This is a genomic window from Frankia sp. QA3 (assembly GCF_000262465.1).
GTDB lineage: Bacteria > Actinomycetota > Actinomycetes > Frankiales > Frankiaceae > Frankia.
The window spans coordinates 6243357-6267332 of the sequence record NZ_CM001489.1; the positions used below are offsets into that span (position 1 = coordinate 6243357).

17 protein-coding genes are annotated in these 23976 nt (G+C 72.8%); 9 read left to right on the forward strand and 8 right to left on the reverse strand.

Translation table 11 applies throughout. The features are described 5' to 3' along the window. On the reverse strand, positions 1-1149 hold a 1149-nt coding region (locus FRAQA3DRAFT_RS25605; protein WP_009741952.1), incomplete at its 3' end, for a S8 family serine peptidase. A 563-nt stretch (positions 1150-1712) separates the two neighbouring features. On the opposite strand from FRAQA3DRAFT_RS25605, the gene FRAQA3DRAFT_RS25610 reads away from it, so the two are divergent. The 8 genes from FRAQA3DRAFT_RS25610 (at position 1713) to FRAQA3DRAFT_RS25645 (ending at position 14631) form a co-directional block, all read left to right on the forward strand. Further along, positions 1713-3803 carry an HAD family hydrolase gene (locus FRAQA3DRAFT_RS25610; protein ID WP_009741953.1) on the forward strand — a complete coding sequence of 697 codons (2091 nt, stop codon included), beginning with the start codon at positions 1713-1715 and terminating at the stop codon, positions 3801-3803. Continuing rightward, on the forward strand, positions 3803-4039 hold the full coding sequence (locus FRAQA3DRAFT_RS25615) for an acyl carrier protein (RefSeq protein ID WP_009741954.1): 237 nt from the start codon (positions 3803-3805) through the stop codon (positions 4037-4039). The genes FRAQA3DRAFT_RS25610 and FRAQA3DRAFT_RS25615 overlap by 1 nt, the downstream gene beginning before the upstream one ends. Then, the gene (locus tag FRAQA3DRAFT_RS25620) at positions 4029-4787 is read left to right on the forward strand and encodes a serine O-acetyltransferase (protein WP_009741955.1); all 759 of its coding nucleotides are present in this window, start codon (positions 4029-4031) and stop codon (positions 4785-4787) included. Before FRAQA3DRAFT_RS25615 ends, FRAQA3DRAFT_RS25620 begins: the two co-directional genes overlap by 11 nt. Positions 4788-5508: 721 nt before the next feature. Beyond that, the gene (locus FRAQA3DRAFT_RS25625) at positions 5509-6537 is read left to right on the forward strand and encodes an NAD(P)-dependent oxidoreductase (RefSeq protein ID WP_009741956.1); all 1029 of its coding nucleotides are present in this window, start codon (positions 5509-5511) and stop codon (positions 6535-6537) included. Beyond that, positions 6534-7187 carry a dTDP-4-dehydrorhamnose 3,5-epimerase family protein gene (locus tag FRAQA3DRAFT_RS25630; RefSeq protein ID WP_009741957.1) on the forward strand — a complete coding sequence of 218 codons (654 nt, stop codon included), beginning with the start codon at positions 6534-6536 and terminating at the stop codon, positions 7185-7187. Before FRAQA3DRAFT_RS25625 ends, FRAQA3DRAFT_RS25630 begins: the two co-directional genes overlap by 4 nt. Before the next feature lie 291 nt (positions 7188-7478). Beyond that, a complete protein-coding gene (locus FRAQA3DRAFT_RS25635; RefSeq protein ID WP_009741958.1) occupies positions 7479-8798 on the forward strand; it encodes a class I SAM-dependent methyltransferase in 1320 nt (439 codons plus the stop codon). 1819 nt (positions 8799-10617) lie between these two features. Next, a complete protein-coding gene (locus FRAQA3DRAFT_RS25640; protein WP_009741959.1) occupies positions 10618-12831 on the forward strand; it encodes a hypothetical protein in 2214 nt (737 codons plus the stop codon). Positions 12832-13065: 234 nt separating this feature from the next. Continuing rightward, positions 13066-14631 (forward strand): Wzz/FepE/Etk N-terminal domain-containing protein, encoded by a 1566-nt coding sequence (locus FRAQA3DRAFT_RS25645; protein ID WP_009741960.1) that lies wholly within the window; start codon positions 13066-13068, stop codon positions 14629-14631. 229 nt (positions 14632-14860) lie between these two features. Here the strand turns inward: FRAQA3DRAFT_RS25645 and FRAQA3DRAFT_RS25650 are convergent, their stop codons facing one another. Further along, entirely contained in the window at positions 14861-15532 is a 672-nt protein-coding gene (locus FRAQA3DRAFT_RS25650; RefSeq protein WP_009741961.1) for an O-methyltransferase, read from the reverse strand. Positions 15533-15590: 58 nt separating this feature from the next. Next, the gene (locus FRAQA3DRAFT_RS25655; RefSeq protein ID WP_009741962.1) at positions 15591-16940 is read right to left on the reverse strand and encodes a hypothetical protein; all 1350 of its coding nucleotides are present in this window, start codon (positions 16938-16940) and stop codon (positions 15591-15593) included. Between the two features lie 504 nt (positions 16941-17444). Between FRAQA3DRAFT_RS25655 and FRAQA3DRAFT_RS25660 the strand changes: the two genes are divergently transcribed. Beyond that, positions 17445-18779 carry a glycoside hydrolase family 26 protein gene (locus FRAQA3DRAFT_RS25660; RefSeq protein ID WP_009741963.1) on the forward strand — a complete coding sequence of 445 codons (1335 nt, stop codon included), beginning with the start codon at positions 17445-17447 and terminating at the stop codon, positions 18777-18779. A 47-nt stretch (positions 18780-18826) separates the two neighbouring features. Here FRAQA3DRAFT_RS25660 and FRAQA3DRAFT_RS25665 read toward each other — a convergent pair whose 3' ends face one another. The 5 genes from FRAQA3DRAFT_RS25665 to FRAQA3DRAFT_RS25685 are packed head-to-tail and all read right to left on the reverse strand — an operon-like array spanning position 18827 to position 23536. Beyond that, positions 18827-19600, reverse strand: a complete 774-nt coding sequence (locus tag FRAQA3DRAFT_RS25665) for an SDR family oxidoreductase (protein WP_009741964.1) — start codon at positions 19598-19600, stop codon at positions 18827-18829. Then, on the reverse strand, positions 19597-20523 hold the full coding sequence (locus FRAQA3DRAFT_RS25670; protein WP_009741965.1) for a hypothetical protein: 927 nt from the start codon (positions 20521-20523) through the stop codon (positions 19597-19599). Before FRAQA3DRAFT_RS25670 ends, FRAQA3DRAFT_RS25665 begins: the two co-directional genes overlap by 4 nt. Continuing rightward, on the reverse strand, positions 20486-21283 hold the full coding sequence (locus FRAQA3DRAFT_RS25675; protein ID WP_009741966.1) for a 2-C-methyl-D-erythritol 4-phosphate cytidylyltransferase: 798 nt from the start codon (positions 21281-21283) through the stop codon (positions 20486-20488). The genes FRAQA3DRAFT_RS25670 and FRAQA3DRAFT_RS25675 overlap by 38 nt, the downstream gene beginning before the upstream one ends. Next, positions 21276-22661, reverse strand: coding sequence for a DUF4910 domain-containing protein (locus tag FRAQA3DRAFT_RS25680; protein ID WP_009741967.1), 1386 nt, complete (start codon positions 22659-22661; stop codon positions 21276-21278). The genes FRAQA3DRAFT_RS25675 and FRAQA3DRAFT_RS25680 overlap by 8 nt, the downstream gene beginning before the upstream one ends. 23 nt (positions 22662-22684) lie before the next feature. Next, on the reverse strand, positions 22685-23536 hold the full coding sequence (locus FRAQA3DRAFT_RS25685) for a sugar phosphate nucleotidyltransferase (protein ID WP_035921504.1): 852 nt from the start codon (positions 23534-23536) through the stop codon (positions 22685-22687). Positions 23537-23976 lie beyond the last annotated feature (440 nt).

Genomic DNA, 23976 nt, shown 5'->3' on the forward strand with positions numbered 1-23976 from the left:
GGGTGCCTGGCCGACCGTGCCCCAGCGGGTCGGAGCGGCCAGCAAGGGGTTGGCGGCGACGACCGGCACCGGCCGGGTCAGCGCCGCGGCGGGGTCGACGATGCCGAAACCGAACTCGACGTCGCGCCCCGGCGAGCCCGCGTCCCGCGCGGTGTAGACGAGCCGCTTGATGACGTTGGGCGCGTCCAGGTCGGGCCGGGCCGACCGGATGAGCGCGACCACGCCCGAGACGATCGCGGCCGAGTTGGAGGTGCCGGCGCCGGTGTCCAGGCCGTCCGGGGAGACCCTGGTCGGCACGGGCGCCCGGATGCCCGGGGCCGGAGCGGCGATGACGGCCCACGCTCCGCGGGCCGAACCCCGCCAGAAGTTGCCCCGCGCGGTCGAGCCGGTCACGGCGACGACGCCGGGGATGTTCGCCGGCGAGTTGATCTCGGTGTCGCCGTTCTCCGCGTTGCCGGCCGAGGCGACCACGACCACGTCGTGGGCGAAGGCGTAGGCGACCGCCTCCCGCTCGTCGGGGGTCGCGGCCCCGGCTGAGCCGAGGGAGAGGTTGATGACGTCGGCGCCGAGGTCGACCGCCCGGTGGATGCCGCGGGCGACCTCCGCCGAGTCCGCCTCGGCACCGGTCGAGATGGGCAGGATCCGGGCGGCCGGGGCGATGCCGCGCACCTCGGGCTGGCCATTGTCGTTGCGCCCCGCGATCAGGCCCGCCATCGCCGTGCCGTGGCCGTCGGGATCGTCGTCGCGCCACCCGTCCGGCGCCGATCCCGGCCCGACGCCGGCGCCGCGCAGGACCTGGCCCTGCAGCTTGGGGTGGCCGGCGTCGACGCCGCCGTCGATGACCGCGACCACCGACCCGGCGCCCTGGCTGATCCGCTGCGCCTGGGCGAGCCCGAGCACCGCGTGGTACCACTGCGAGCCCTGCGCGGGGGCGACGGTGACAGGGACGGCGACGGTGACAGGGGCGGCGACGGCGGTTGCGGCGAGCAGCGGCTCGCCGAGGACGAACACGACCAGCAGCGTCAGGACGGCGGACGCCGCCCGGACGGCACCGCGGGGCACCGTCCCGGTGGGACCGCGGGGCACCGTCCCGGTGGGACCGCGGGGCACCGTCCCGGTGGGACCGCGGGGCATGGCGCGGTGCTGCATCAGGGGGGACCTGCCTCCCGGGACGTGCCACTCGGCGCGCTGAGGGGGATGACGGGTGGCCGGACGGGAATGGCGCGGTCGGCGTCGCCGTGTGTGAGGCAGTTTTCCACATCGCCGGCACTATGCGAGCCGTTGTCGACAAGTGGATAGATCCACCCTCGTTGACCTGGTATTCGCGCACCCGTCGGCGCGTCGCGGGCACGGGCCCGGGGCCGCAATGGCGCCGGACATGGTGGGGCGATGCCGCTGCGGCCCACCGGTTACTACACTTTGTAACGTGACGATTACCTCTATGGATTGACTGTGCCGGTCCGGCCGCGGGGCGGATCGGTGTTGTTGTCATCGCCTCCGGCAGGCCATCCGGGCGCTCGCCGAATGCCGGATATCGCCCGGGACATCCATGGTGCCCTTGTTGTCGTTATGGCCGCGGCAGCCTGGGATATCCGGCGGATATCGCCGCCACCCGCCCTCGCCGTTCCGTTCGAACCAACTCTAACGTGAGGGTAGAGTTTGGGTTCGGATGCGGGGTGCCGTGACGGGCCACCACGAGAGGGGCCGCAGGGATGACCGAAAGAGGGGACACCGGCGTGGGGGTCGGGCCTGACCGGCAGGCGCCGCCGCGCGACGGGCGGGTAGCCGAGCTGACCGCGCTCGCCGCCGCGAGCGAGATCCCGACCGCCGCGCTGTGCCGCGATCTCGCCGTCGCACACGAGCGCGCCGGGGACCCGGCCGGGGCGGTGCGCTGGGCGCTGGCCCTCACCGACACCGACGGCGACCTCGGCGCCTGGTCGGCGGCGGCCGGTGTGCTGCGCCGCTGCCTGCCCGCCGTCGCGCCGCTGCCGCGCTCGGCCCGGGTCGCGGTCCTCGGCAGCTACACGACGTCCCAGTTCGCGGCCTTGCTGCCGCTCGCGGCCGCGCGGGCGGGGGTCGCCATCGAGACCTACGAGTGCGGGTACGGCCAGTACCGCCAGGAGATCCTGGACCCCGGCAGCGGGCTGTACAGCTTCGCGCCGGACGTGGTCGTGCTCGCCGTGCACGCCGGCGAGGCGGCGCTGCCGTCGATCGCCGACGACCCGGACGCCGCGGTCACCGCCGAGGTGCGCCGCTGGACGTCGCTGTGGGAGACGATCCGCGCCCGCTGCGGCGCCCGGGTCGTCCAGCACACCTTCGCCGTGCCCGGCGAGGTCGCCCTCGGGCACCTGGCGCTGCGCACCGACGGTGCCCGCCCGACCCTGCTCGCCCGGGTCAACGCCGAGCTCGGCCGGGCCGCCGGCGACGGGATCGGCCTGGTCGACTGCGAGCGCCTCGCCGCCGACGTCGGCAAGCGGGCCTGGTTCGACGCGCGCTACTGGCACCGTTCCAAGCAGGCGGTGTCGCTTGCCCAGGTGCCGCTGCTGGCCCGGCACACCGCGGCGGTGATCGGCGCGCAGTTCGGGGTGAGCCGCAAGTGCCTCGTCCTCGACCTCGACAACACCCTGTGGGGCGGCGTGCTGGGGGAGGAGGGGCTCGCCGGCATCGCGCTCGGCGACGGCGCCGTCGGCGAGGCCTTCGCCGCCTTCCAGGACTACGTCGTCGAGCTGAGGAAGCGCGGCGTCGTGCTCGCGGTCTGCTCGAAGAACAACGACGCCGACGCGCGGGAAGCGTTCGAGCGCCACCCCGGCATGCGGCTGCGCCTCGACGACATCGCGATGTTCAGCGCCTGTTGGGACGACAAGCCGACCCAGCTACGCCGGATCGCCGCCACCCTTGGCCTCGGCCTCGACGCCCTCGTCTTCGTCGACGACAACCCGGCCGAACGCGAGGCGGTGCGCCAGCTCGTCGGTGAGGTCGATGTCCTCGCGCTGCCCGCCGACCCGCATGGCTACGTCCGGGCGCTGGCCGACTACCCGTTCTTCGAGACCACGGCGCTCACCGCGGAGGACGCCGCGCGGACGGCGACCTACCGGGCCCGGGCCGAACTCGCCGCCGCCGAGGCCGCGGCCCCCTCGCTGGCGGAGTTCCACCGGGGGTTGAACATGACGGCCACCGTCGTCCCGCTCGACGAGCTGACCCTGCCCCGCGCCGCCCAGCTCGTCGGCAAGACCAACCAGTTCAACCTGACCGGGCGCCGCCGCGGCGCCGACGAGATCGCCCGGCTGGCCGCCGATCCCGCCGCGGCCGTGCTCTGTGTCCGCCTCGCCGACCGGTTCGCCGATCACGGCCTCGTCGCGGTGGTCATCGCCGTCGAGGCGGGTGACGCCCTGGCCGTCGACACCTGGCTGATGAGCTGCCGGGTGATCGGTCGGACCCTGGAGGACGAGGTCGCCGGGCTGATCCTCGCCGAGGCGCGGCGGCGCGGGCTCGCCCGGGTCGTCGGCGAGCACCGGCCATCGGCGAAGAACGCCCTGGTCGCCGGCCTCTACGAACGCCTCGGCTTCACCCGGGTGGACGCGCCGGACGATCCGTCGGCGCCGGGCACGACCCACTGGTCCCGCGCCGCGGACGCGCCATACGCGACGCCCGGCCTGATGCGCGTCGTCGCGGCCGGAGCCGGCGCGGACCCGGACCGGGCCGACCAGCCGGGCGCACTGGGCGTGCCGCCTGCCGAGCTGTCCACGCACGTGTTCGCCCAGACGCGGCCGCAGGACCGCAGGATGGAAGAGGTGCCCAGGTAATGGTGCAGGATCGACTCCAGCAGATCTTCCGGGAGATCTTCAGTGATGACGACCTCATCGTCTCCGACGCGATGACCGCCGCCGACGTTCCCGGCTGGGACTCGCTCGCGCACATCAACCTGATCTACGCCGTCGAGCGGGAGTTCTCGATCCAGATCGCCGACGACCGGCTCGCCAGCTTCGCCACCGTCGGTGACATGCGCGAGCACATCGAGGAGCTCAGCGGTGTCCACTGAGGCCGGCGCCGCCCGCAACGGGACGGCCCCCCGCGAACCCGCGAGCCCCCCGGCCACGCCCAACGGCTCCACCGCCCACGCCACCCCGTCGACCGCGGCCCCGGACAACACCGCCGCCACGCCCGCCCCGTCGACGCCCGCCCCGTCGACGCCCGCCCCGTCGACGCCCGCCCCGTCGACGGCCGCGCTGGCGGGTGCCGCCGAGGCCGACCGCCGGGAGGCGTCCGAGCTGGGCCTGCGGGAGATCCTGCGGGAGGACTTCCGCCGGCATTACGGCTCGTTCGCCCATCCGGGGCTGCATGTACTCGCCGTCTACCGCCTCGGGCAGTGGCGGCGCACCCGGCGCCAGCCGTTGCGCGCCGCGCTCACCGTGGTCTACAAGGTGCTCAACAACCTCGTCATCCGCAACCTGTACGGGGTGGAGCTCTCCGAGAAGGCCCGGGTCGGCCGGCGGGTCCACATCGGCCATCACCAGACGATCCTGATCCCGCCGTACTGCGAGATCGGCGACGACTGCACGCTGCGGCACAACCTGACCATCGGCTACGCCGGCGGGTCGGCCTCGCCGGGGGACGTGCCGAAGATCGGCGCTCGGGTCGAGCTCGCCCCCGGCGTCCACCTCATCGGCGCGATCACCATCGGTGACGACGTTCGCATCGGGCCGGGCTCGATCGTGATGACGGACGTGCCCCCGGGCTCCACCGTCTTCGCCGCTCCCGCCCGGATCATGCGACCCCCCGTCCGCTGACCCCGTACGGGCGGGCTACTCCCAGGGCGGCGACGGGTGCGGGGTCGCCTCGGGGGTCGGTGTGCCCACTGGCCGCACCACATCCATTGTGTCTTTCGGTGGTCATTCGTGCACAGAATCGTGCCGAGGGGTAGTTGCGCTTTTCGGCCGCGGAACCGTGTTTAAGCCTCGGCACGATCTGGCCTCGATCTGGCCGGGAACCGGGCTGGCGGGCTGGCGGCAGTGGTCGTGCGGCGCAGGTAGGGCTGGTGGACGGCTACCTAGGGTCACGAGAACTTCGGAACCATTCATCCAGGGCTCGTCAAGGGTTGGCGGGGGCGGCGTGCCAGGAAGTGAATCGGGCGGCAAGGCAGCGGGACGCGGTTCCGCGGAACACCATGATCGCCAGGGTCAGGGCCAGGGTCAGGGCCAGGGCCAGGGGCGGGGTCGAGGGCAAGGGCCGCGGCCCTGGCGGGTGGCGAGGTTACGCGCTCGCCTTGCTGATGCCCGACCAGCCGACCACGAGTCGGCGCTGGCGTCCTCACGAGCATGGCTGTACGTCTTCTCCCGGTCACGGCCGACGGCCGGCCTTTCTTCTCGTGGCGGAGCGCGCCGGCCCGGTGGCGGCTGGCACCCCTCGGGATGTCGGAGGCCGGGGTGCGGGACCGACTCGGTACGGTTTGAGGCCGGACCGTCTGGCCCGATCGGGCCACCCCGCGGCCGAGATGGGGAGGACTCGCGGATGAAGGTGCTCGTGACGGGCACGGAGGGGTACCTGGGGTGCCTACTTGCGCCCGAGCTGATGCGCGATGGCCATGAGGTCATCGGCGTGGACACCGGTTACTACAAGTACGGCTGGCTGTACCGCGGGACGGACCGGACCCCGCTGACCCTCGACCGGGACCTGCGCCACCTCACCGTCGAGGACCTCGCGGGCGTCGACGCCGTGGTGCACATGGCCGAGCTGTCCAACGACCCGCTCGGCGCGCTCGCGCCGGACGTCACGTACAAGGTCAACCACCTCGGCTCGGTGCGGCTGGCGAACCTCGCCAAGCAGGCCGGCGTCGAACGGTTCGTCTACATGTCCTCGTGCAGCGTCTACGGCGTGGCGACCGGCGAGGACGTCACCGAGACCTCGCCGGTCAACCCGCAGACCCCGTACGCCGAGTGCAAGGTCTACGTGGAGCGCGACGTCGCCCCGCTGGCCGACGACTCCTTCTCGCCGACGTTCCTGCGCAACGCCACCGCCTACGGCGCCTCGCCGCGGCAGCGTTTCGACATCGTGCTCAACAACCTCGCCGGCGTCGCCTGGACGACCGGCGAGATCGCGATGACCTCGGACGGCACCCCCTGGCGCCCGCTGGTCCACGGCCTGGACATCGCGAAGGCGATCCGCCTCGTGCTGACCGCGCCGCGCGACGTCGTCCACAACCAGATCTTCAACGTGGGCGACAGCGAGCAGAACTACCAGGTCAAGGAGATCGCCGATGCGGTCGCGAGCGTCTTCACCGGGTGCAAGCTGAGCTTCGGCGACAACGGCGGCGACAACCGCAGCTACCGGGTGTCCTTCGACAAGATCGCGAGCACCCTGCCCGGATTCTCCTGCGACTGGAACGCGCTGAAGGGCGCCCAGCAGCTGCACGAGGTCTTCAGCCGCATCCAGCTCGATGCGGAGACCTTCACCGGCCGCGGGCACACCCGGCTCAAGCAGCTGGAGTACCTGATCGGCACCGGCCAGCTCGACGCCGACCTGTTCTGGGCCCATCCGTGATCGTCACGCCGACGGCGATCGCGGGGGTGTGGATCGTCGACGTCGAGGCGTTCACCGACGCCCGGGGCATGTTCGCCCGGACGTTCTGCGCCGAGGAGTTCGCGGCCGCGGGGCTCGCCGTCGACGTGGCCCAGTGCAGCGTGGCCTACAACGCCACGGCCGGCACGATCCGCGGCATGCACTGGGCCGGCGAACCCGTTCGCGAGACCAAGCTCGTCCGCTGCACCCGGGGCGCGCTGCTCGACGTCGTGGTCGACCCCCGGCCGGACTCGCCGACGTACCTGCGCCACGTTGCGGTCGAACTGTCCGCCGACAACCACCGGGCGCTGTTCATCGACGCGGGGCTCGCGCACGGCTACCAGACGCTGGCCGACGCCACCGAGGCGACGTACCAGATGAACGTCCCCTTCACCCCGGGACACGACCGCGGGCTGCGCTTCGACGACCCGCGCCTCGGCATCGCCTGGCCGCTGCCGGTGTCGGTCGTCTCCGACAAGGACCGGGCCTGGCCGCTGCTCGCGGATGGTCCGGCCGGCGGGCCGCTCGGGCCGCTCGGGCTGCTCGGGCTGCCCGGCGGCGGTGCGGCGTCGGCGGCGGATGGCGGCGGTGCGGCGGTTCACGTTCCCGACGCCACCGGCGCCACGGTCTGAATCGTTGTCGCCACAGCCACCCCCCGTTGTCTGATCACTCCCAGGGCCTGCGAAACTCAACGCCGGCTGGGGTGCGGGCGGTGCCCTCGCGACCCGGAGGGCGACACGGTACCTGACCCCGGCGCCGTGAAGATCAGGTTTTTCGGGACCGTCACATCCCTGCGCCGGATGTGCAGTCACCACGCCGCTCGGCCCGCTGGGCCGACCGGCACACCCGCGTCTGGCCCGTCGGGTCGTGTACCAGGCACCGGTGCGGGCAGATCGATGTCGACATCTCACCAAGGGGAGCGCATGTCATCCGGAACCCCGGCCCAGGGCGGTAGCGGAACCGCCACGGCCGACGCGAACGAGTCGCCGGCCACCTCCGGCGGAATCGCCTCGCCGGTCACCGCCTGCCGGTCCTGTGGCGGTGCGGCCCCGCGGCTGTTCCTCTCCCTGGGGTCGACGCCCATCGCGAACCGCCTGGTGCGCGCCGACGCCCTCGACGCCACCGACCCGTCGTTCCCGCTCGAGGTCGGCTTCTGCGAGTCCTGCGCGCTGGTCCAGCTCACCCACGAGCTGCCCGCCTCGGAGATCTTCGACGAGGACTACCCGTACTTCTCCTCGTTCTCGGACATGCTCGTCCGGCACGCCGAGAAGCACGTCATCGACCTGATCGCCAGCCGTAACCTCGGCCCGGACAGCCTGGTCGTCGAGGTCGCCAGCAACGACGGCTACCTGCTCAAGGCCTTCGTCGAGCGGGGCATCCCGGTGCTGGGCATCGAGCCGACGCCGGGTCCGGCCGCCGCCGCCCGCGAGGCCGGCGTGCCGACCCGGGAGGAGTTCTTCGGCGCGGACCTGGCCCGCCAGCTCGTCGCGGAGGGCCTGCGGGCCGACGTGATCATCGCGAACAACGTGATGGCCCACGTCCCCGACCTCAACAGCTTCGTCGAGGGCTTCTCGATCCTGCTCGCCGACGGCGGGCTCGTCGACGTCGAGAACCCCGGCGTCGGCGCCCTGCTGGCCCACACCGAGTTCGACACGGTCTACCACGAGCACTTCTGCTACTTCTCCACCATCGCGGTGGACGCCCTCATGCGCCGCCACGGCCTCGCGCTCGTCGGCGTCCAGGAGTTCCCCGAGCTGCACGGCGGGACGCTGCGCTGGAGCATGCAGCACGCCGCCACCGCCCAGCCGGCCGAGTCGGTCGCCGCCGTGCTCGACGCCGAGCGGGCCGCGGGCCTCGACTCGTTCGCGCGGTACGCCACCTTCGGCGACGATGTGCGCACGGTGCAGGAGGAGCTGATCGCGCTGCTGCGGTCGCTGCGGGCCGAGGGCAAGACGGTCGCCGCCTACGGCGCCGCGGCCAAGGGCGCGACGCTGCTGAACTCCAGCGGCATCACCACGGACCTCATCGACTTCGTGGTCGACCGCAACGTCCACAAGCAGGGCAAGTACATCCCCGGGGCGCGGCTGCCGATCCTCGACCCCGCCGTCCTGCTGGAGCGTCAGCCTGACTACCTGCTGCTACTGGCCTGGAACGTGAAGAAGGAGATCATCGCCCAGCAGGCGGAATACGCCGCGCGCGGCGGCTCCTTCATCGTGCCGGTACCCCGGCCGGTCGTGCTGTAGGCGGGTCCTGCATCGTGGTGTGGGGTCGTCGTCATCTCCGCCTGCGGCCATCCGGGTCGCGGGCGCCGGTCCGGCGTCGTCGGTCGGGAGAGCGAGCATGACGGACATCGATGTGGACCTACGGGCCTCGGGCGGGCCGGAGGATCTGCCGCCCGAGGGCCCTCGCCCCGTCGAACAGACCCCGTCTCTTCCCCGGTCGGCCGCGCCGGCGCCGGACGAATCCTTGGCGGCCGGCGGCCACCGCGCCGGAGCGGGTGTTTACGATCCGGCGTACGTGGGCTTCGAGGTGTCGTCGCCCATCCCGCCGCAGACCTGGGCCGCACCCCAGGCCCCGCCTCCTCGCCTGCCCCCGCCCGGCTGGGGAACCGGCCCGGACGGGCGCCCGTTCCCCGACCGGACGGGACCGGCCCCGGGCGAGCGACAACCCGACCACCCCGGGGCCGGATCGTGGGGTCAGCCCCAGGGATACCCCGGTTCGCCTGAACCGGCGTCCAGTGCGGCCGGCGAACCGGTCTGGCCGGGCCAGCGGCCCGCGGCCCCGCCGCCGCATCCCCAGGTCACCGGGTCCGGAACGCGGCCCCCGCCGCACGGCCAGGGACAACCGCCGATCGGCCCGCCCGACCCCCGACGGACCGTGACCCCACCCCCGGCCCCGATGTCCGGCGCCCCGCCCCCCGATCGGGCTCCGACGCGGCCTCCCGCCGGCCATGGGATGCCCCGCGCCGGCCATCCGGCGGGGGGGCCGCCCGCCGCGAATCACCGGCCACCGGCATCGCCGGGTGGCTACCCGGCAGGATCGGCCCCCGCCCCCGGTCGGCCTTCGGCGCCTGCGAGCGGGCCCCGGCGGGGGCGGATTCCCACAGGGGGCCGCGTCCCGACGTCGCCGCCGGGCGGCTACCCGGCGGGGCCGGCGCCGATCGCGGGACGAGTTCCGACCGGCCCGCCCCCGGTGGGCCAGGTTCCGGCAGGCCAGGCCCCGGCAGGCCAGGCCCCGGCAGGCCAGGCCCCGGCAGGCCAGACCCCGCCGGACCGCGCCCCGGCAGGCCAGACCCCGACCCCGCCCGGCTGGGCCGGGTCCCGACCGCCCGGCCGGACCGCGTCGTCCCGGCCAGGTACGGGGGCTTCTCCTGCCGGTCCGGTCCCCGCGTCACCCGAACGGCCCCCCGCAGTGCTGCCGAGGCTGATCCCGGCGCCACCCGGTGGTCCTCCCGCCGGGCAGGCGCCGTCGCCCATGGTCCCGATCACCGTCGATCCCCGAGTGCGTCCCGTCCCGTCGGCCCCTCCTGCGCCGTCAGGTCCGCGCCCGCCGTCAGGTCCGCGCCCTGCGTCGGGTCCGCGGCCGCGGGTGGATCCCGCCGGTCAGGGTTGGATCGCGGTCAGCGCGGCGTCGCCGGGTTCTGCCCGGTCCGCCGAAGCCGGCGGTCCCGCGGCGGGCGGCAGCCTGCGCGGATTCGGACCCATGGCCGCAACCCCAACCCCAACCCCAGGCCCAACCCCAACCCCAGGCCCAACCCCAACCCCAACCCCAGGGCCGAGGCCGGAGACAGGGCCGGGAAATGTCGGCGGCGGTGGGGAGGCGAGGCCGGCGTCGCCCGCCGGCGATGCCCCGGCCTCGCCGGAGACCTCGGCGCTGCCGGGGCTGCGCCGGTCGCCGGGCGGTAGCCCGCTGCCGCACACGATCACCTCGACGATTGACCTGAGCGCCCTGCAGCATCGCCTCCGCCTCGAACAGACCGAGGTCATCACCCGGGTCGAGGCTCCCGCACCCCGCTCGCACCGTCGCCGCCGCCCCGCCCCGCCGGACGCGGAGTCCACCCAGGTGGTCTCCCGCGAGTCGTTGCCCGGCCAGTCGCGGCCCGGCGACCGACCGCGCGGCGTCGGCGAGTACCCGAATGCGCCGGCGGACCCCGACGGCGCGCGGCGGCGCGGCCGCGGCGCGGTCGCGCGGTCCGTTCCGTCGGCCACCGGCGTGGCCCACGAGGACCTCGTCGACGACCCGGACACCGGGCTCATCGAGCGGCGTGGCGCGCGAGCGGGCGGCGCGGCGCGGCGGCGGGCTGACGCCGGCCGGGCGGTCGGCGACCGTGCCCGCAGTGCCGATGGCGACGATCTCGGCGAGGCCGACGATCTCGAGCGGGGGCTCGGCCCCGGTGGTGGCGCAGGCGGCGGCAGCACCCGGTCGAAGGCGATCTGGACCCTTGCCGACCAGGCCATCTCCAGCGCGACGAACGCCGCGATCTCGTTCCTCATCGCGCGCCAGGTCAGCGATGTCGAGTATGGCGCGTTCGGGATCGCCTACACGCTGTTCGCCATCGTGATCGGGTTGTGTCGGGGCGCGACCTGTATGCCGCTGAGCATGTTCTACTCGGGCGCGACGCCGTCGTCGTTCCGGGCGGCCGCTTCGGCCACGACCGGGTCGTCGTTCGTCTTCGGCCTCGGGGTCGGGGTGGTGTTCGTCGGCGTCGGCCTCGCCGTCGGCGGGCCGGTCGGATCGTCGCTGTCAGCGATGGGCTTCGTGCTGCCCGGCCTGCTCCTGCAGGACGCCTGGCGGTACGTCTTCTTCGCCATGGGGCGGCCGTTCGGGGCGTTCCTCAACGACCTCGTGTGGGCCGTCGTCCAGATCCTCGGGATCTGGGTGCTCGTCCATCGCGGGGTGACCGAGTCGTCCCCGCTGCTGCTGGCCTGGGGGGCTTCGGCCCTGGTCGCCGCCCTGATCGGCATCGTCCAGGCCGGCTTCTGGCCATCACCGGGGGCGACCAGAAGGTGGCTGGCGGAGAACAGGACGGATTCGGCGTACCTGGCGGCGGAGTTCATCACGGTGCAGGGCGCCCTGCAGACGTCGATGCTGGCGATCGGGGCGGTGGGGTCGCTGTCGACGATCGGCGCCCTGCAGGGCGCGCGGACGCTGCTCGGCCCGACCACCGTGGTCGGGGTCGGGGTGGTGAGCTTCGCCCTCCCCGAGTTCTCCAAGCGGACCTCGATGAACGTGCACGCTCGCGAGCGGGCGGCGTACGCACTGTCCGGACTGGTGCTCGCGATCGGCGCGGCCTGGAGCCTGATCTTCTACTTCCTGCCGGAGCGCTACGGCCAGGCCCTGCTGGGCGACACCTGGGACGGGACGAAGAGCATCCTGGGCCTGTCGATCCTGCACTATCTCGCGGCGGCGGTCCCGGTGGGACCGGCCTGCATGGTCTACGCACTCGGTAAGACCAAGATCACGTTCAGGCTGAACGCGGCCTTCGCCCCGATGCTGCTCGGATTCCCCATCATCGGGGCGGTTCTCGGTGAGGCCCGGGGCGCGGTGATCGGATTCAACATTGCTTTCTGGGCCATTGCTCCGGTCTGGTTCGTCCTGCTTCGCCGGCTGGGGCGGGAACATGATGCCGAGCAGGCGGCATTGCGCGCGGCGCAGGACGATCCGGGATCCGCGGTTGATCCGGCGCGTCCGGTTGCCGGCAAATCCGCCGGTGGTGGTGACGGCGGTGGGCGCGGGTCGCGGCAGTCCCGGTCGGGCGCGGGTCGGTCCGGCCGCCCAGGATGGTCGGACCGGGGAGCGAGGCCGCCCGAGCCGGTGCCGGCCGGCGGCCCGCGCGGTGGCGTGGACCCCGTCACGGCGGGCGGATGGTCGCCGGATCGGGGACGATCACGCCAGGACCGACGTTCTTCCGGGGGACGGCAGCAGGCCGGTGGCCGCGCGGCCGGCGGCGAGTTCGACGACGCGGAAATGACCGGCGGGTGGGAGTTGCCCGAAGGCTCGGCGCGGCGTGATAGGTCCAGTACTAAACGACGGGATGGAAATAACTCGACAAAAGTTCGGAAATCTGACGTCCCGGAAGAGTTGCGACAGGAACTACCGCGACCCCGGCCGACCCGCACGGATCGTGACCGTCGATCGCCGCGAGGGAAGTCGGGTGAATCCGAGCGCGGTATCGGGCCGGTGGATGATGTGGACGGTACGGGCCCCGCCCCGGAAGGTCACCGCGACGGTCATCGTCGCGCAACCGGCCCGCGGCGTGGCGGGCGCGGCTCCTGAGCGCCATCACTGCGTCAGTCATAGCTATGACCGTTTACTATCCGCTATCGGCTATGCTCACAAATCGGTTCGTCAGATCTAGACCGTGGTCCGGCAATCGGGCCGGATGCTCCTGTGGGGGGCCACATTGAGTCCGCTTCACGTCCTGCTGGAGGTGTCGGTGCGTCAGTCCGCCGGCTCTCCGATCCGCGTGCGGGCGCGGTCCGCCCGTTCTGAGTCCGGGGCGGGCGCGTCATGAGCCGCAACGCACAGGGCGGTGGCGAGACCAGCCGGGCCCCGTCTGCTCCCTCGTTGTTCCGCATCATCCAGCCGCGGCTGCTGATCATCGTCATCGTGGTCGTGATCTTTGCGGCGCTGGCGGCCATCTACTCCAAGGCGCAGTCGGCCACCTACACGTCGAGTGCGCGGATCTTCCTCTCCACGGACTCCGGCACGCTCGCCAACTCCGTCGACGCGACCCGGTTCGTCCAGACCCAGGCGCAGTTCGCCCAGTCCTCGGCGGCCGTGGCGGAGATCGCGAAGGCGCTCAAGCTGTCCGAGTCGGATGTGGCGAGCCGGCTGAGCACGTCCCCGTCGGACGAGGGCTACTTCTTCGTCATGAAGGGCAAGGGGCCGTCGCAGGAGGCGGCGACGGCTCTGGTCAAGGCGGGCGAGACGGCCTACAGCACGCTGCTGACGAGCTACGGCGCCAACAGCCAGTCCTCCGTGGACGCGCTGATCAAGCTGCGTGACCAGGTCGTCCTCGAGCAGCAGGCCGCCGGCCAGGGGGCCGACGCGGCCGGGGTGAACGCAAACTCCGTGCGCTCCCGGCAGATCCAAAGCCTCAACGAGAAGATCGCCGACGCCCGCACCGCGTCGGTGCTGGGCAGCTCCGCGATCAAGCTGGCCGAGCCGCCGGTCGCCGACGGCCAGGGCGGTCCCAACCTGCTGCGCAACACCCTCGTCGCGGCGATCGTGGGCCTGCTCGGCTCCATCGCCGCCATCTGGATCATGTACCAGCGCCGGCCGACGATCCTGGACCCGCACAACCCGTCGGACACCCTGGGCGTCCCGCTGATCGCCGCGTTGGAGCCGGGGCGCACGACCGCGAGCGCGGCCGAGACGCTCGTCTCGGCGATGTCGGCGGTGATGTCGCCGACCAGCAAGGTGGTCGCGTTCACCCCGGCGTCGCGCGGGGACCTCACCGCGGACCTCGTCGCCTCGGTCGCGGCCGCCTGGTCGGACGACCAGGGCGTCGTGCTGATCCTCGACACCTCCCCGTCGTCGGAGGTGCGGGCGTCGCTGGAGGGGCTGCCACGGGCGACCTCCGGGGAGCTGCCGCGCTGGGCGCACGAGCCGACCTGCCTCGCCCGCTCGTCCGGCACCGGGCGCGGGCACATCCTCTACAACCGGGTCTCGCCGGCCCGGGCGGCGCGTCCCGGCGGCCTGGCGCCGATCCTCGCCGACCGCGCCCCCGTCGTCGACCTGGTCATCCTGGTCACCTCGGCGCTGGCCGAGCTGCCGATGACCGCTGCGTCGGCGATCCAGGCCGACGCGGTCGTGGTCATCACGTCCACCGAGACGCACCTGAAGGAGCTGGAGCAGGTGCCGCGGGACTGGCCGGCGCTCGCCGAGCGTGTCGTCGGCGTCGTCCACGACGGCCGGACCGGCATCCGCCGGGTGACCAGCAACGTCCCGGAGCGTCGCTCCTCGGTCGACACGATCACGTCGAACTCGCCGGTGGGCGGCGAAGGCGCGCCGAGCAAGCGCGGCGGCATGGACCCGGAGGCCACCGACCGCTACGCCCGCCCGGCCCGGTAACCGCGCCGGTCTGCCCGGCTGCCCCGGCGCGGCCGGCCCTGGCCAGAGCAATGACGGCCCCGCTCCTCGCGCCCAGCGCGTCGAGCGGGGCCGTCGGCCGTCGGATGGCGGTTCGCCCCGCCCGGCGGCCGTGGTGAGGGCGCCCAATCCTGCGGTAGGCAGGCGGGGTCCGGCAACGGGCGGGGGCCCTTACTGCACGAGCGCGCCTTACTGCACGCACGAGCGCGCCTTACTGCACGAGCGCGAGGACGAAGCCGTCCCAGCCCTTGCTGCCCACAGTCTGCAGCGCGGTCGCCGTCAGCCGCGGCTCCGCCCGCACCAGGTCCAGCACGGCCCTGGTCCCCTGGACCATGGAGTCCTCGCTGCCGGGATCGACGACCGCCCCGCCGCGCACCACGTTGTCGATCACGATCGCGCTGCCGGGGCGGGTCAGGCGCAGCGCAGCCGTGAGGTAGCGCGCGTTGTTCTGCTTGTCCGCGTCGATGAACACGAGGTCGAACGGCTCGGGTCGCGCGGCGATCAGCGCGTCGAGCGAGTCGGCGGCGGGACCGAGCACGACCTCCACGACGGCACCGAGGCCGGCGCGGTCGAGGTTGCCCCGGGCGACCTCGGCGTGGTGGGGATCGACCTCCATGGTGACCACCCGGCCGGTCGGTCCGACGGCCCGCGCGAGCCAGATCGTCGAGTAGCCGCCGAGGGTGCCGACCTCCAGCACCCGCCGGCCGGAGACCATGCGGACGAGCAGAGCCAGGAAGGCACCCTGGTTCGCCGCAACCTCGATCGGCGGCAGCCCGGCCGCGTGACTCGCGGCCCGTGCCTGCCGCAGCGCGTCGTCCTCGTCGACCAGGGTGTCGACGAGATAGTCGTCGACAGCCCGCCAGCCCTGCGCGGTGTCATGCACCGGTCGAAACCTCCATCGTGGGGCCCGCCGGGCGCCCGGCCGGGGCCCGGCCGGTGGGTCAGATGCCCGCGAATGCCCTGCGCTGCGCGGGGGGCGGCGGGATCGGGGGCGGTGGCCCCTCGTCCGCCAACCGGTCCTCCTGCGGCGAGACCGTGAACCAGGAGACGAGCAGCAGGCCCAGACCGGTGACGACCGGGGCCAGCAGGCCGCCGGACAGCACAGTGTAGAAGATCAACACCGAGCCGGAGAGCACGAACGACTGCGAGCCGCGGACGAACATCGCGACGATGAAGCTGATGAACGTCACCGTGCCGAGGACCCCGTACTCGAGGACGAGCTTCGGCACGAGCGCGTAGTTCAGCGGCAGGCCGGTGCGGCGGAAGAACTCACCGGCGTCCCGGTCGGCGAAGCCGGCGCCGGAGCCGAACACCACCGTCGCCGGATCGCTGCCGAGCGCGTCCCAGGTGCGCTGGTAGGGCTGGACGAAGCGCAGGCTGCCGCTGGAGGTCGACGAGGACGTCTCCGTCGCGCGGGCCGCGAAGATGTCCGACGCCGGGGTGAAGCTGATGATCAGGGCGACGAGGCCCACGCCGACCAGGGCGGTGAGCGCGAACCGGGCGCCCTTGTGGACCGCCAGCAGCACGCCCGCGCAGGCCAGTAGCAGCAGACCGGTGCCGGAAACGGTGCTGAGAATGGCCAGCACGAACATGAGCAGCCGCCACCAGCCGCCGTTGCGCAGGACGCAGACCACGATGCCGAAACCGAGGAACTGCGAACAGAACGACGCCTCCAAGCAGACGAAGGCGTTCGACTTGTACAGCGACGATCCGTACTGGACCGGGTAGGAGGTGTTGAAGCCGTGCATCAGGAACTGCGACGGCACGACGTCCTTGACGACATCGGTGTACGGAACTCCGACGAGCTGAATCGCGAACTGGAACAGGGCCAGCCCGGCCAGCACCGTGATCATGATGAGGAAACGGTCGAGCAGTCGGGGCAGCAGCGCCCGGGCATCGGCGGGGCGCAGGCCGAAGACGAACGGGACATACGTCGCCAGCAGCAGCAGCAGCGACGTCAGGGACGTGCTGTCCTTCTGCCGTAGGAAGGCGACGAGAGCCGACAGCGAGCAGGCCGTCATCGCCACCAGGTAGCCGGTCATCCGGCTCGAGTAGCGGCTCAGCCCGCCGCGCCTGACCATGATGGCCGCGCACACGTAGGTGATCGGCAGGATCACCTGGACCTGCGAACCGCCGACGGGGATGGCGATCCGCTGGAAGAAGATCTCGAAGAACAGTAGAACGGTGAGCAGCCGCAGCGTCGCGTCGTTCGCCGTCCGGCCGCTGCCCGCCTCCTGGGTCGGGATCACCCACGACCGCGGAATCCTGGTCGTGAGGGTGGTGGTGACCACTGGTTTCCCGTCCCCCGTTCTCGGTCGGCGGGTTCCCGGCGCCGCAGTCGCTCGGGCGGCGGTGAACGCTGCGGACGATACCCGGGTGGCCCCGCATGGCGGCCCGGTGCGCCGTGTGGACGGCACCGCCGGCAAGTACGGCACCGTCGGCAAGTGTAGCCGGCGCCGATCGGGCGCCTTCCACCGTGGTCTTCGGTTAATTCCCGGGGCGTACGGTCGCCCGTCCGTCACCGCTCGCAGTCGTCCTCGTGGTGTCTTCCGTGAACCTGGCGCCGGCGGGTGAATAATGACCGGGGTCACCCGGACCGTCGTGATCGGAGAAGTTCTCAGATCTGGGAACTCCTCGGGCGAAGACCCGCGTTCGTTGTATCGGGGTGGCGTTATCGGCTGCGGCCGAAGCCTGTTCTCGCACTGGTGCGGCGGGGTCGGTCGTTCATTGCTGTCGCGATGACGTCCGGTCGTTCCGGCGACTCCGGCGATCTGTCCTCACCGTGGAGGTGTAACGTGCGCTATTCCGGCATCGTGCCGGGAGGGCGTCCGCCCCTGTCCGACCGGATCGGTCCGCAGCGGGGCGGCACCTCGCCGACCCGCGCCATCGCAATCAACGGGGGTGGCGGGCCCGGCCGGCCCGGTGCCGACACCGGCACCATGCCGTTGCCGGGCATCCGGACCTCGGGGCCCGTGGACTCTGGCGCGTCCACGGGCCCCGAGACGTCCGGCTCGACGCTCCTGTCCGGCGAGTCCGGCGAGTCCGGCGGGGCTGGCGGGGCTGGCGGGTCCGGCGAATCGGGCGGGTCGCGGTGGCGGATGCCGCGGTCGCGGCGCGGACGGGCGCTGGCGGTCACCGGGCTCGCGGCGGTCCTCGTGGTCGTGCTCGGTGTCGTCGGGCTGGTCGTCCTCGGCGGCGGTGGCGGTGGCGGTGGATCGGGTCCGCCCGCCCCGCAGGCCGGCGGGGTCGCCTGGCCCTCGGGCGCCAACGCCAACCCGCCCCATGACCTGGCCACGTGGGAACGCTGGCTCGGCCGCCGGACCGACGTCGCCGTCGTGTTCACCGTCCGCGACAACTGGCAGAAGATCGTCGGGGACGACTGGCCGCTGTCGGAGCTCCGCCCGCAGGCCTACGCCGGGAAGGTGTCCGTCGCCCAGCCGCTGTTCCCGAAGGACGGCAACGAGGCCGCCTGCGCCCGCGGTGACTACGACGCCAACTGGGCGACGTTCGGGCGGACGCTGGTGCGCAACGGCCGTGGGGACGCCTTCGTCCGGCTCGGCTGGGAGTTCAACGGCGACTGGTTCTGGTGGTACCCGCGCGACACCGCCACCTGGCGGACCTGCTTCCAGCGGGCGGTGACCGCGATCCGCTCCACCTCGCCCGACGTGCGCATCGACTGGAACGTCTCGGCCCACCGGGACTCGATGCCCAACGGGGACAACGTCTGGGCGGCCTACCCCGGCGACGGGTTCGTCGACGTCGTCAGCATCGACGCCTACGACTCCTACCCGCCGTCGTTGACCCGGGCGACCTTCGACGCCCAGTGCCACCAGGACTCGGGCGCCTGCACCGTCGCCCGGTTCGCCCACGAGCATGGCAAGCGGTTCGCCGTGCCGGAATGGGGGGTCGTCCGCTCGGCGGGCGGTGGCGCGGACAACCCGTACTACATCCAGAAGATGTACGAGCTGTTCCAGGCGAACCGGGCGAACCTCGCCTACGAGGCGTACTTCACCGCGACCGATGCGGGTAACGTCCAGTCCTCGCTGTTCGATCCGCCGAGCAACCCCCGCGCCGCCCAGCGCTACCGTGCCCTGTTCGGCGCCCAACCACCGCAGACCACGCCCCGCTGACCGTCGCCCGGCCGGCTGGTGCGGGCCGGGCGACGGCTGGAAGGGCGTTAGTAGCTTTTCTTCGCGGGGCGCAGGTGCAGCTCGGTGATCTCGGCGGTGGGTGGGAGCCGGATCAGGTAGTCGACGAGGTCGGCGACGTCGTCGGCCTGGATGAGCAGCGCCGGCGCGTACTCCCGGCCCTCCCGCGCGTAGATCGTCTCCTGGCGCGGGGTGGCCGTGCGGCCGAGGTGGATCGTGGCGACCCGGATCCCGTCGGCGTTGATCTCCTGGCGCAGGCTGTCGGCGAAACCGCGCATGGCGTGCTGGGTCGCGGCGAACTGGCCCGCGCCGGCGCCCGCACGAATGCCCTGCGTGGAGTTGACGATGACGATGTCGGCGCCGCCGGCTGCCCCCGCGACCCGCAGCGCGGGCAGCAGCCGCTGGGTCAGCGCGTAGGGCGCCCGGACGTTCGCGAGGTACTGCGCGTCCAGGTCGGCCAGGGACGCGGCGTCCACCCGGGCGCTGGCGTAGGCCCCGGCGCTGTGCACCAGGTGGTCGACCCGGCCGTGGCGGGCGGTGACCTCGGCGACGAAGTCGGCGACGGCCGCGTCGTCGGTCAGGTCGAGCCGGACGGGCAGCAGCGTGCCCGGCCCGGTCGCCTCCTTGCCGAGGCCGTCGAGCCGGGCCTGGTCGCGGCCGAGGGCGAGCACGGTGGCTCCGTCCGCGGCCAGGCGCAGCGCGGTGGCGCGGCCGATGCCGCTGGACGCGCCCGTCACGACGGCGACGTGCCCGGCCAGCGCAAGCGAGTCCGCCGCCGGGTCGCCCGCGGATCCGGCCGTCACGCGCTCGACGCCTGGGAGAACACCAGCACGGCGTCCTCCCGCGGGGGCGCGGTGTCGTAGCTGAGGCAGATGTCCTCGGGGATGCGGGCGAGGTCGGTGCCGCGCAGGTAGTCCCGCATCGTGGTGCCGGTGCACTCGGAGTCGACGTTCGGCGCCCCGACGTGGTTGACGACGTCGTCGAAGTGCACCGTGCGGAAGTCCATGCTGAACCGGGTGCGCCCGGAGTTGTTCGGCACCGAGGAGTGCAGCTGCGCCGCGGAGAAGATCAGCATGCCGCCGGACGGCGCGACCACCCGGGTCTGCGGGAAGATCTCCACCTCCTCCTCCGGCTTGGGCTGCTTGCGGGTGTCGGACTTGATGTGCTTCGCCGCGTCCGCCCGGCTCTTGGCGTTCCACTCGTAGTAGTCGTAGTCGCGAGAACCGTTCTTCACGCCCTGGCTGAAGTAGCGCGGGTGGAAGGCCAGGCCGTTCTCCGGGACGATGTCGAAGATCGGCATCCACCAGTTGAGCTGGCAGAACGGCGCGGAGTACCAGGTGTCGCGGTGCGGGTGGAAGGCGTAGGCGATGCCGGAGGTCAGGTAGTCGTCCGACGTCGAGGTTCGCAGCCGCGGCACGTCGAAGTAGGTCTTCGACGGGTCGGCGCCGTGCTCGGCGAGGATCGCCGGCAGCAGCTCCTTGCAGGTCGGATGGTGGATGAACCGCGGCTTGAGCTCGGCGAGCAGGGCGGCGTACTCCTCGACGGGCATGTGGTACTGCGCCGTCTCCGGGTCGAGGCTGCCGAACGCCTCCCGGATCAGCGCGCGGCTGAACTCGACGAACTCGCGGGTCGCCGGCCTGGGTGCGTAGACGAACAGGTCGCCCTGGTAGAGCTTGGCCCGCCGCTCGTCATCGGACAGCGTGGACTCGACCAGTACCGAACTCATCGGATTCCCCCTCGGAACGGACGTGGGTGAGAAGAAGCCGGGCCATGGCGAGTTCGTCCGGCGTCGTGACATGGATGTTGGCGGGTTCGCCCGGTACGACGACGACCAGGCCGCCGGCCTCGGCGACCATCGCCGAGTCCTCCACCGCCTCGCGGGCGTCCGCGTGCACGGAGCGCAGCAGGTCCGCCCGGAACGCGTGTGGAGTCTGCACCAGCCGATGGGTCTCCCGCGGCAGCGACGCCCCCGCGACCAGCCTGGGGGAGGGACCGATCCCACCCGTCGACCGAATCTCGTCGGCGACGCGAACCTCCTTGACCACCTCGGTGAGCGGCAGGCCGGGCACGGCCGCGTCGGCCCCGGCCCGGACCTCGTCGACGACGCGCCGGTAGAGGGCGGGCGTGGCCAGCGGGTGGGCGGCGTCGGTGATCACGATGATGCCGGCGTCCGCGGGGACGCCCGCGAGCCCGGCCCGGACGGACTCGGCCCGGGTGGCGCCGCCGGTCACCTGGCGGACGCCGGGCGGCGGGGGCCAACTTTCGGCCGTCCCCGCGGGCACGACCACGACGATGCCGTCGCTGGCCGCGCGGGCCGCCGCGACCGGATGGGCGAGCAGTGGCTCGCCGCCGAGGTCGAAGAACTGCTTCGGCCCGCCGAAGCGGGTGCCGCCGCCGCCCGCGAGCACGATCGTCCAGACCGGTCCGGGGATGCCGGACCGCTCCGGCCGCCCGGACCGGCCGGATCTGCCGGCGAGGTCAGCCACCGGTCGCTCCCGCGGGGCCGGCGCCCGCCTCGGCGAGCAGGTCGACGCCGGCCAGCGCGTCCGCGGCCTCGGCGACGGTGTCGAACGGCAGGTCCGCGCGCTCGGCGATGTCGAGCAGGCTGTGGGTGCCGTCGGCGAGGTTGAGCACCCACAGCAGGCCCATCTCGATGGCCTGGCGGTTCATCGTCGCGCCGATGGCCCGGTAAAGGCCGCGCCGGCCGAGCTGCGGCTCGCCGTACGGGGCGGTGTTGCGCCAGGTCCGGTCCCGCTCGCAGATCTCGACCGTGCGCCGCAGGATCGCGAACGAGTCGGCGAGCGACTCGGGCGTGACGAACTCCAGGTCGTCGGCGGAGGTGTGGTACTGCGGGTACTCGCCGTGCTGGCCCCGACCGAACCGGCCGACGGGCAGGTCGAAGCCGGGCGAGCAGAACTGCCGCTCGTCATAGCCGTAGGGGGAGAAGTCGACGACCCGGTGCGGCCGGCCCGTCTCGGCCAGCGCCACCGCGGCGGCCCGGTCGACGGCGGCGTCGCCCCGGCGACTGCGCTTGTAGGTCGGGTCGCTGCGGTCGCCGAGGCCGGTCAGGACCAGCCCGTGCCGGATGCGGCCGACCGCGTCCCGGTTGCGGGCGAGCCAGGTGATCGAGCCGATCGTCCCCGGGATGAACAGCAGCCGGAACGTGTGCCGCCTCGGCCCGGCGGCCAGCGCCCGCGCCAGCAGGGTCGCCGTGGCGATGCCCGAGCAGTTGTCGTTGGCCATCGCCGGATGGCAGGTGTGCGTGGTGATCAGGAACTCGTCGGACGTCTCGCCCGGCAGCACGATCTCGCCGTAGGTCAGCGACCCGTCGGTGAGCGTCGTGTCGATCTCGACCTCGTACTCGCCGTCGGGCAGCGCGCCGCGTTGCCGGTCGGTCAGGCAGAAGCCCCAGTTCTCGTTGTAGTACGAGGTCCGGTAGGGCACCCAGTCCGGCCGGTCCGGCATCGAGAACAGGTGCGGGCGCAGCTCGTCGAGGGTCATCCTGGCGCGCACCGGCGTGCTGTAACCCAGCAGGTGCAGCGGGTTGTCGGCGGCGTCGACGACCGTCTTGCCGTCCGGGCCGATCAGCCGGGCCGAGCCGACGTTCCACTCCCGGGGGACGGTCCAGTCCAGCACCGGCGTGCCGCTGGGCACCTCGTGCACGGCTAGCCCGACGTCCGGGCCGAGTGCCCGCGCGACGGTGCGCAGCGTCGTGCGCACCCCCTCGCCGGTGATGCTGCGCATGGGTGGCAGCAGGTCGGCGACCAGATCGTGCAGCCAGCGGCCCGGGTCGGCCGGGAGCACGGCGTCGTCGCGATCACCGGCGTGGCCGGTCGTCCCGGCCACGCTCGCGGATTCGGTCATCGTCGCGGATCCGTCCGGAATTCTCAGTCGGTCCAGACGCGCCACGGCGCGGACCCGGAATCCCAGAGCTGGTTGAGTTCGGTCCAGTCCCGGAAGGTGTCCATGCCCATCCAGAACCCGTCGTGGTTGTGCAGGGTGAGCTCGCCGTCGCGGGCGAGCTGCTGCAGCGGGTGGCGCTCCAGCAGCAGCGCCGGGTCGTCGTCGAGGTACTTGTCGATGAACTCGCGCTCGAAGACGAAGTACCCGCCGCTCACCCAGCCGGTCTGCGGCGGCTTCTCGGCGAACAGCGTCACCGCGTTGCCGTCGGTCTCCAGCTCGCCGTAGCGGCTCGACGGCCGGACGCCGGTGACGGTGCCGAGACGGCCGGATTTCACGTGGTCGGACAGCACCGCGCCGACGTCGATCGCGCCGACGCCGTCACCGTAGGTGAGCATGAACCGCGGCCCGGTCAGGTACTGGGCGACCCGGCGCAGGCGGGCGCCGGTGCCGGTGAGCAGGCCCGTCTCCGCGAAGGTGACCTCCCACTTCTCGTCGCCCACCGCGTTGTGGAACTGCGGGGTGTGGTCGTCGGAGAGCGTGAGGGTGAAGTCGGCGACCTGCGCCCGGTAGGCCAGGAAGTAATTCTTGATCAGGTCGCTCTTGTAGCCGAGGCAGAGCACGAACTTGCGAAAGCCGTAGTGTTCATACGTCTTCATGATGTGCCACAGCACCGGCTTGCCGCCGATGTCCACCAGCGGCTTCGGCAGCTTTTCGCTGGCCTCCCGCAGCCGGGTACCCATCCCGCCGCAGAGGATGACGACCGGGATGTCGGCGGCGTCGGGGATCTCGGTCCTGGCGCTTTCGGTGCTCAAGGCTGTTGCGTCTCCCGTGCTCATGCCCCGGTCGGGCTCGGTGGGGCGGATGGGCGCTGTTGGCATGGTCCTCGCTGGATCGCGGTGCATTCCGGGTGACCCGTAACGGCCCGCTGCCACTCGCCGACCGATGCCGGGGGCCGACGGGGGCAGCCGCCGGTCGTTCCCGGTGCGCGGGATGGCGCGCTCCCGCGCGTGAGGACGTCACTCGCTCGCCCGCGCTCATGGCGCGCGCGGGCGTGATCCCCCTCTGCCACTTCTCGGTGGATACCGGGGACGGACCGCCTTCATCGGCGCCCCCCCGGCACTGCCGTCGCAACGGTACCGTATGGCCCTCTGCCTGCTGGGAGAGTCCCCTCAACCCGTTGCCGGCGCGCCCGGCGACACTCCCGCAACGGTCGAGGCCGCCCGCTTGGTCGTGTCGCGGCGTAGCCCCCCGTGCGCGCATTCGTGCGTGGTCGGCG

Coding starts and splice junctions, on each gene's coding strand:
- FRAQA3DRAFT_RS25610 (WP_009741953.1), top strand. CDS start 1,713: ATGACCGAAAGAGGGGACACCGGCGTGGGGGTCGGGCCTGACCGGCAG.
- FRAQA3DRAFT_RS25615 (WP_009741954.1), top strand. CDS start 3,803: ATGGTGCAGGATCGACTCCAGCAGATCTTCCGGGAGATCTTCAGTGAT.
- FRAQA3DRAFT_RS25625 (WP_009741956.1), top strand. CDS start 5,509: ATGAAGGTGCTCGTGACGGGCACGGAGGGGTACCTGGGGTGCCTACTT.
- FRAQA3DRAFT_RS25635 (WP_009741958.1), top strand. CDS start 7,479: ATGTCATCCGGAACCCCGGCCCAGGGCGGTAGCGGAACCGCCACGGCC.
- FRAQA3DRAFT_RS25645 (WP_009741960.1), top strand. CDS start 13,066: ATGAGCCGCAACGCACAGGGCGGTGGCGAGACCAGCCGGGCCCCGTCT.
- FRAQA3DRAFT_RS25670 (WP_009741965.1), bottom strand. CDS start 20,523: ATGAGTTCGGTACTGGTCGAGTCCACGCTGTCCGATGACGAGCGGCGG.
- FRAQA3DRAFT_RS25680 (WP_009741967.1), bottom strand. CDS start 22,661: ATGACCGAATCCGCGAGCGTGGCCGGGACGACCGGCCACGCCGGTGAT.
- FRAQA3DRAFT_RS25685 (WP_035921504.1), bottom strand. CDS start 23,536: ATGAGCACGGGAGACGCAACAGCCTTGAGCACCGAAAGCGCCAGGACC.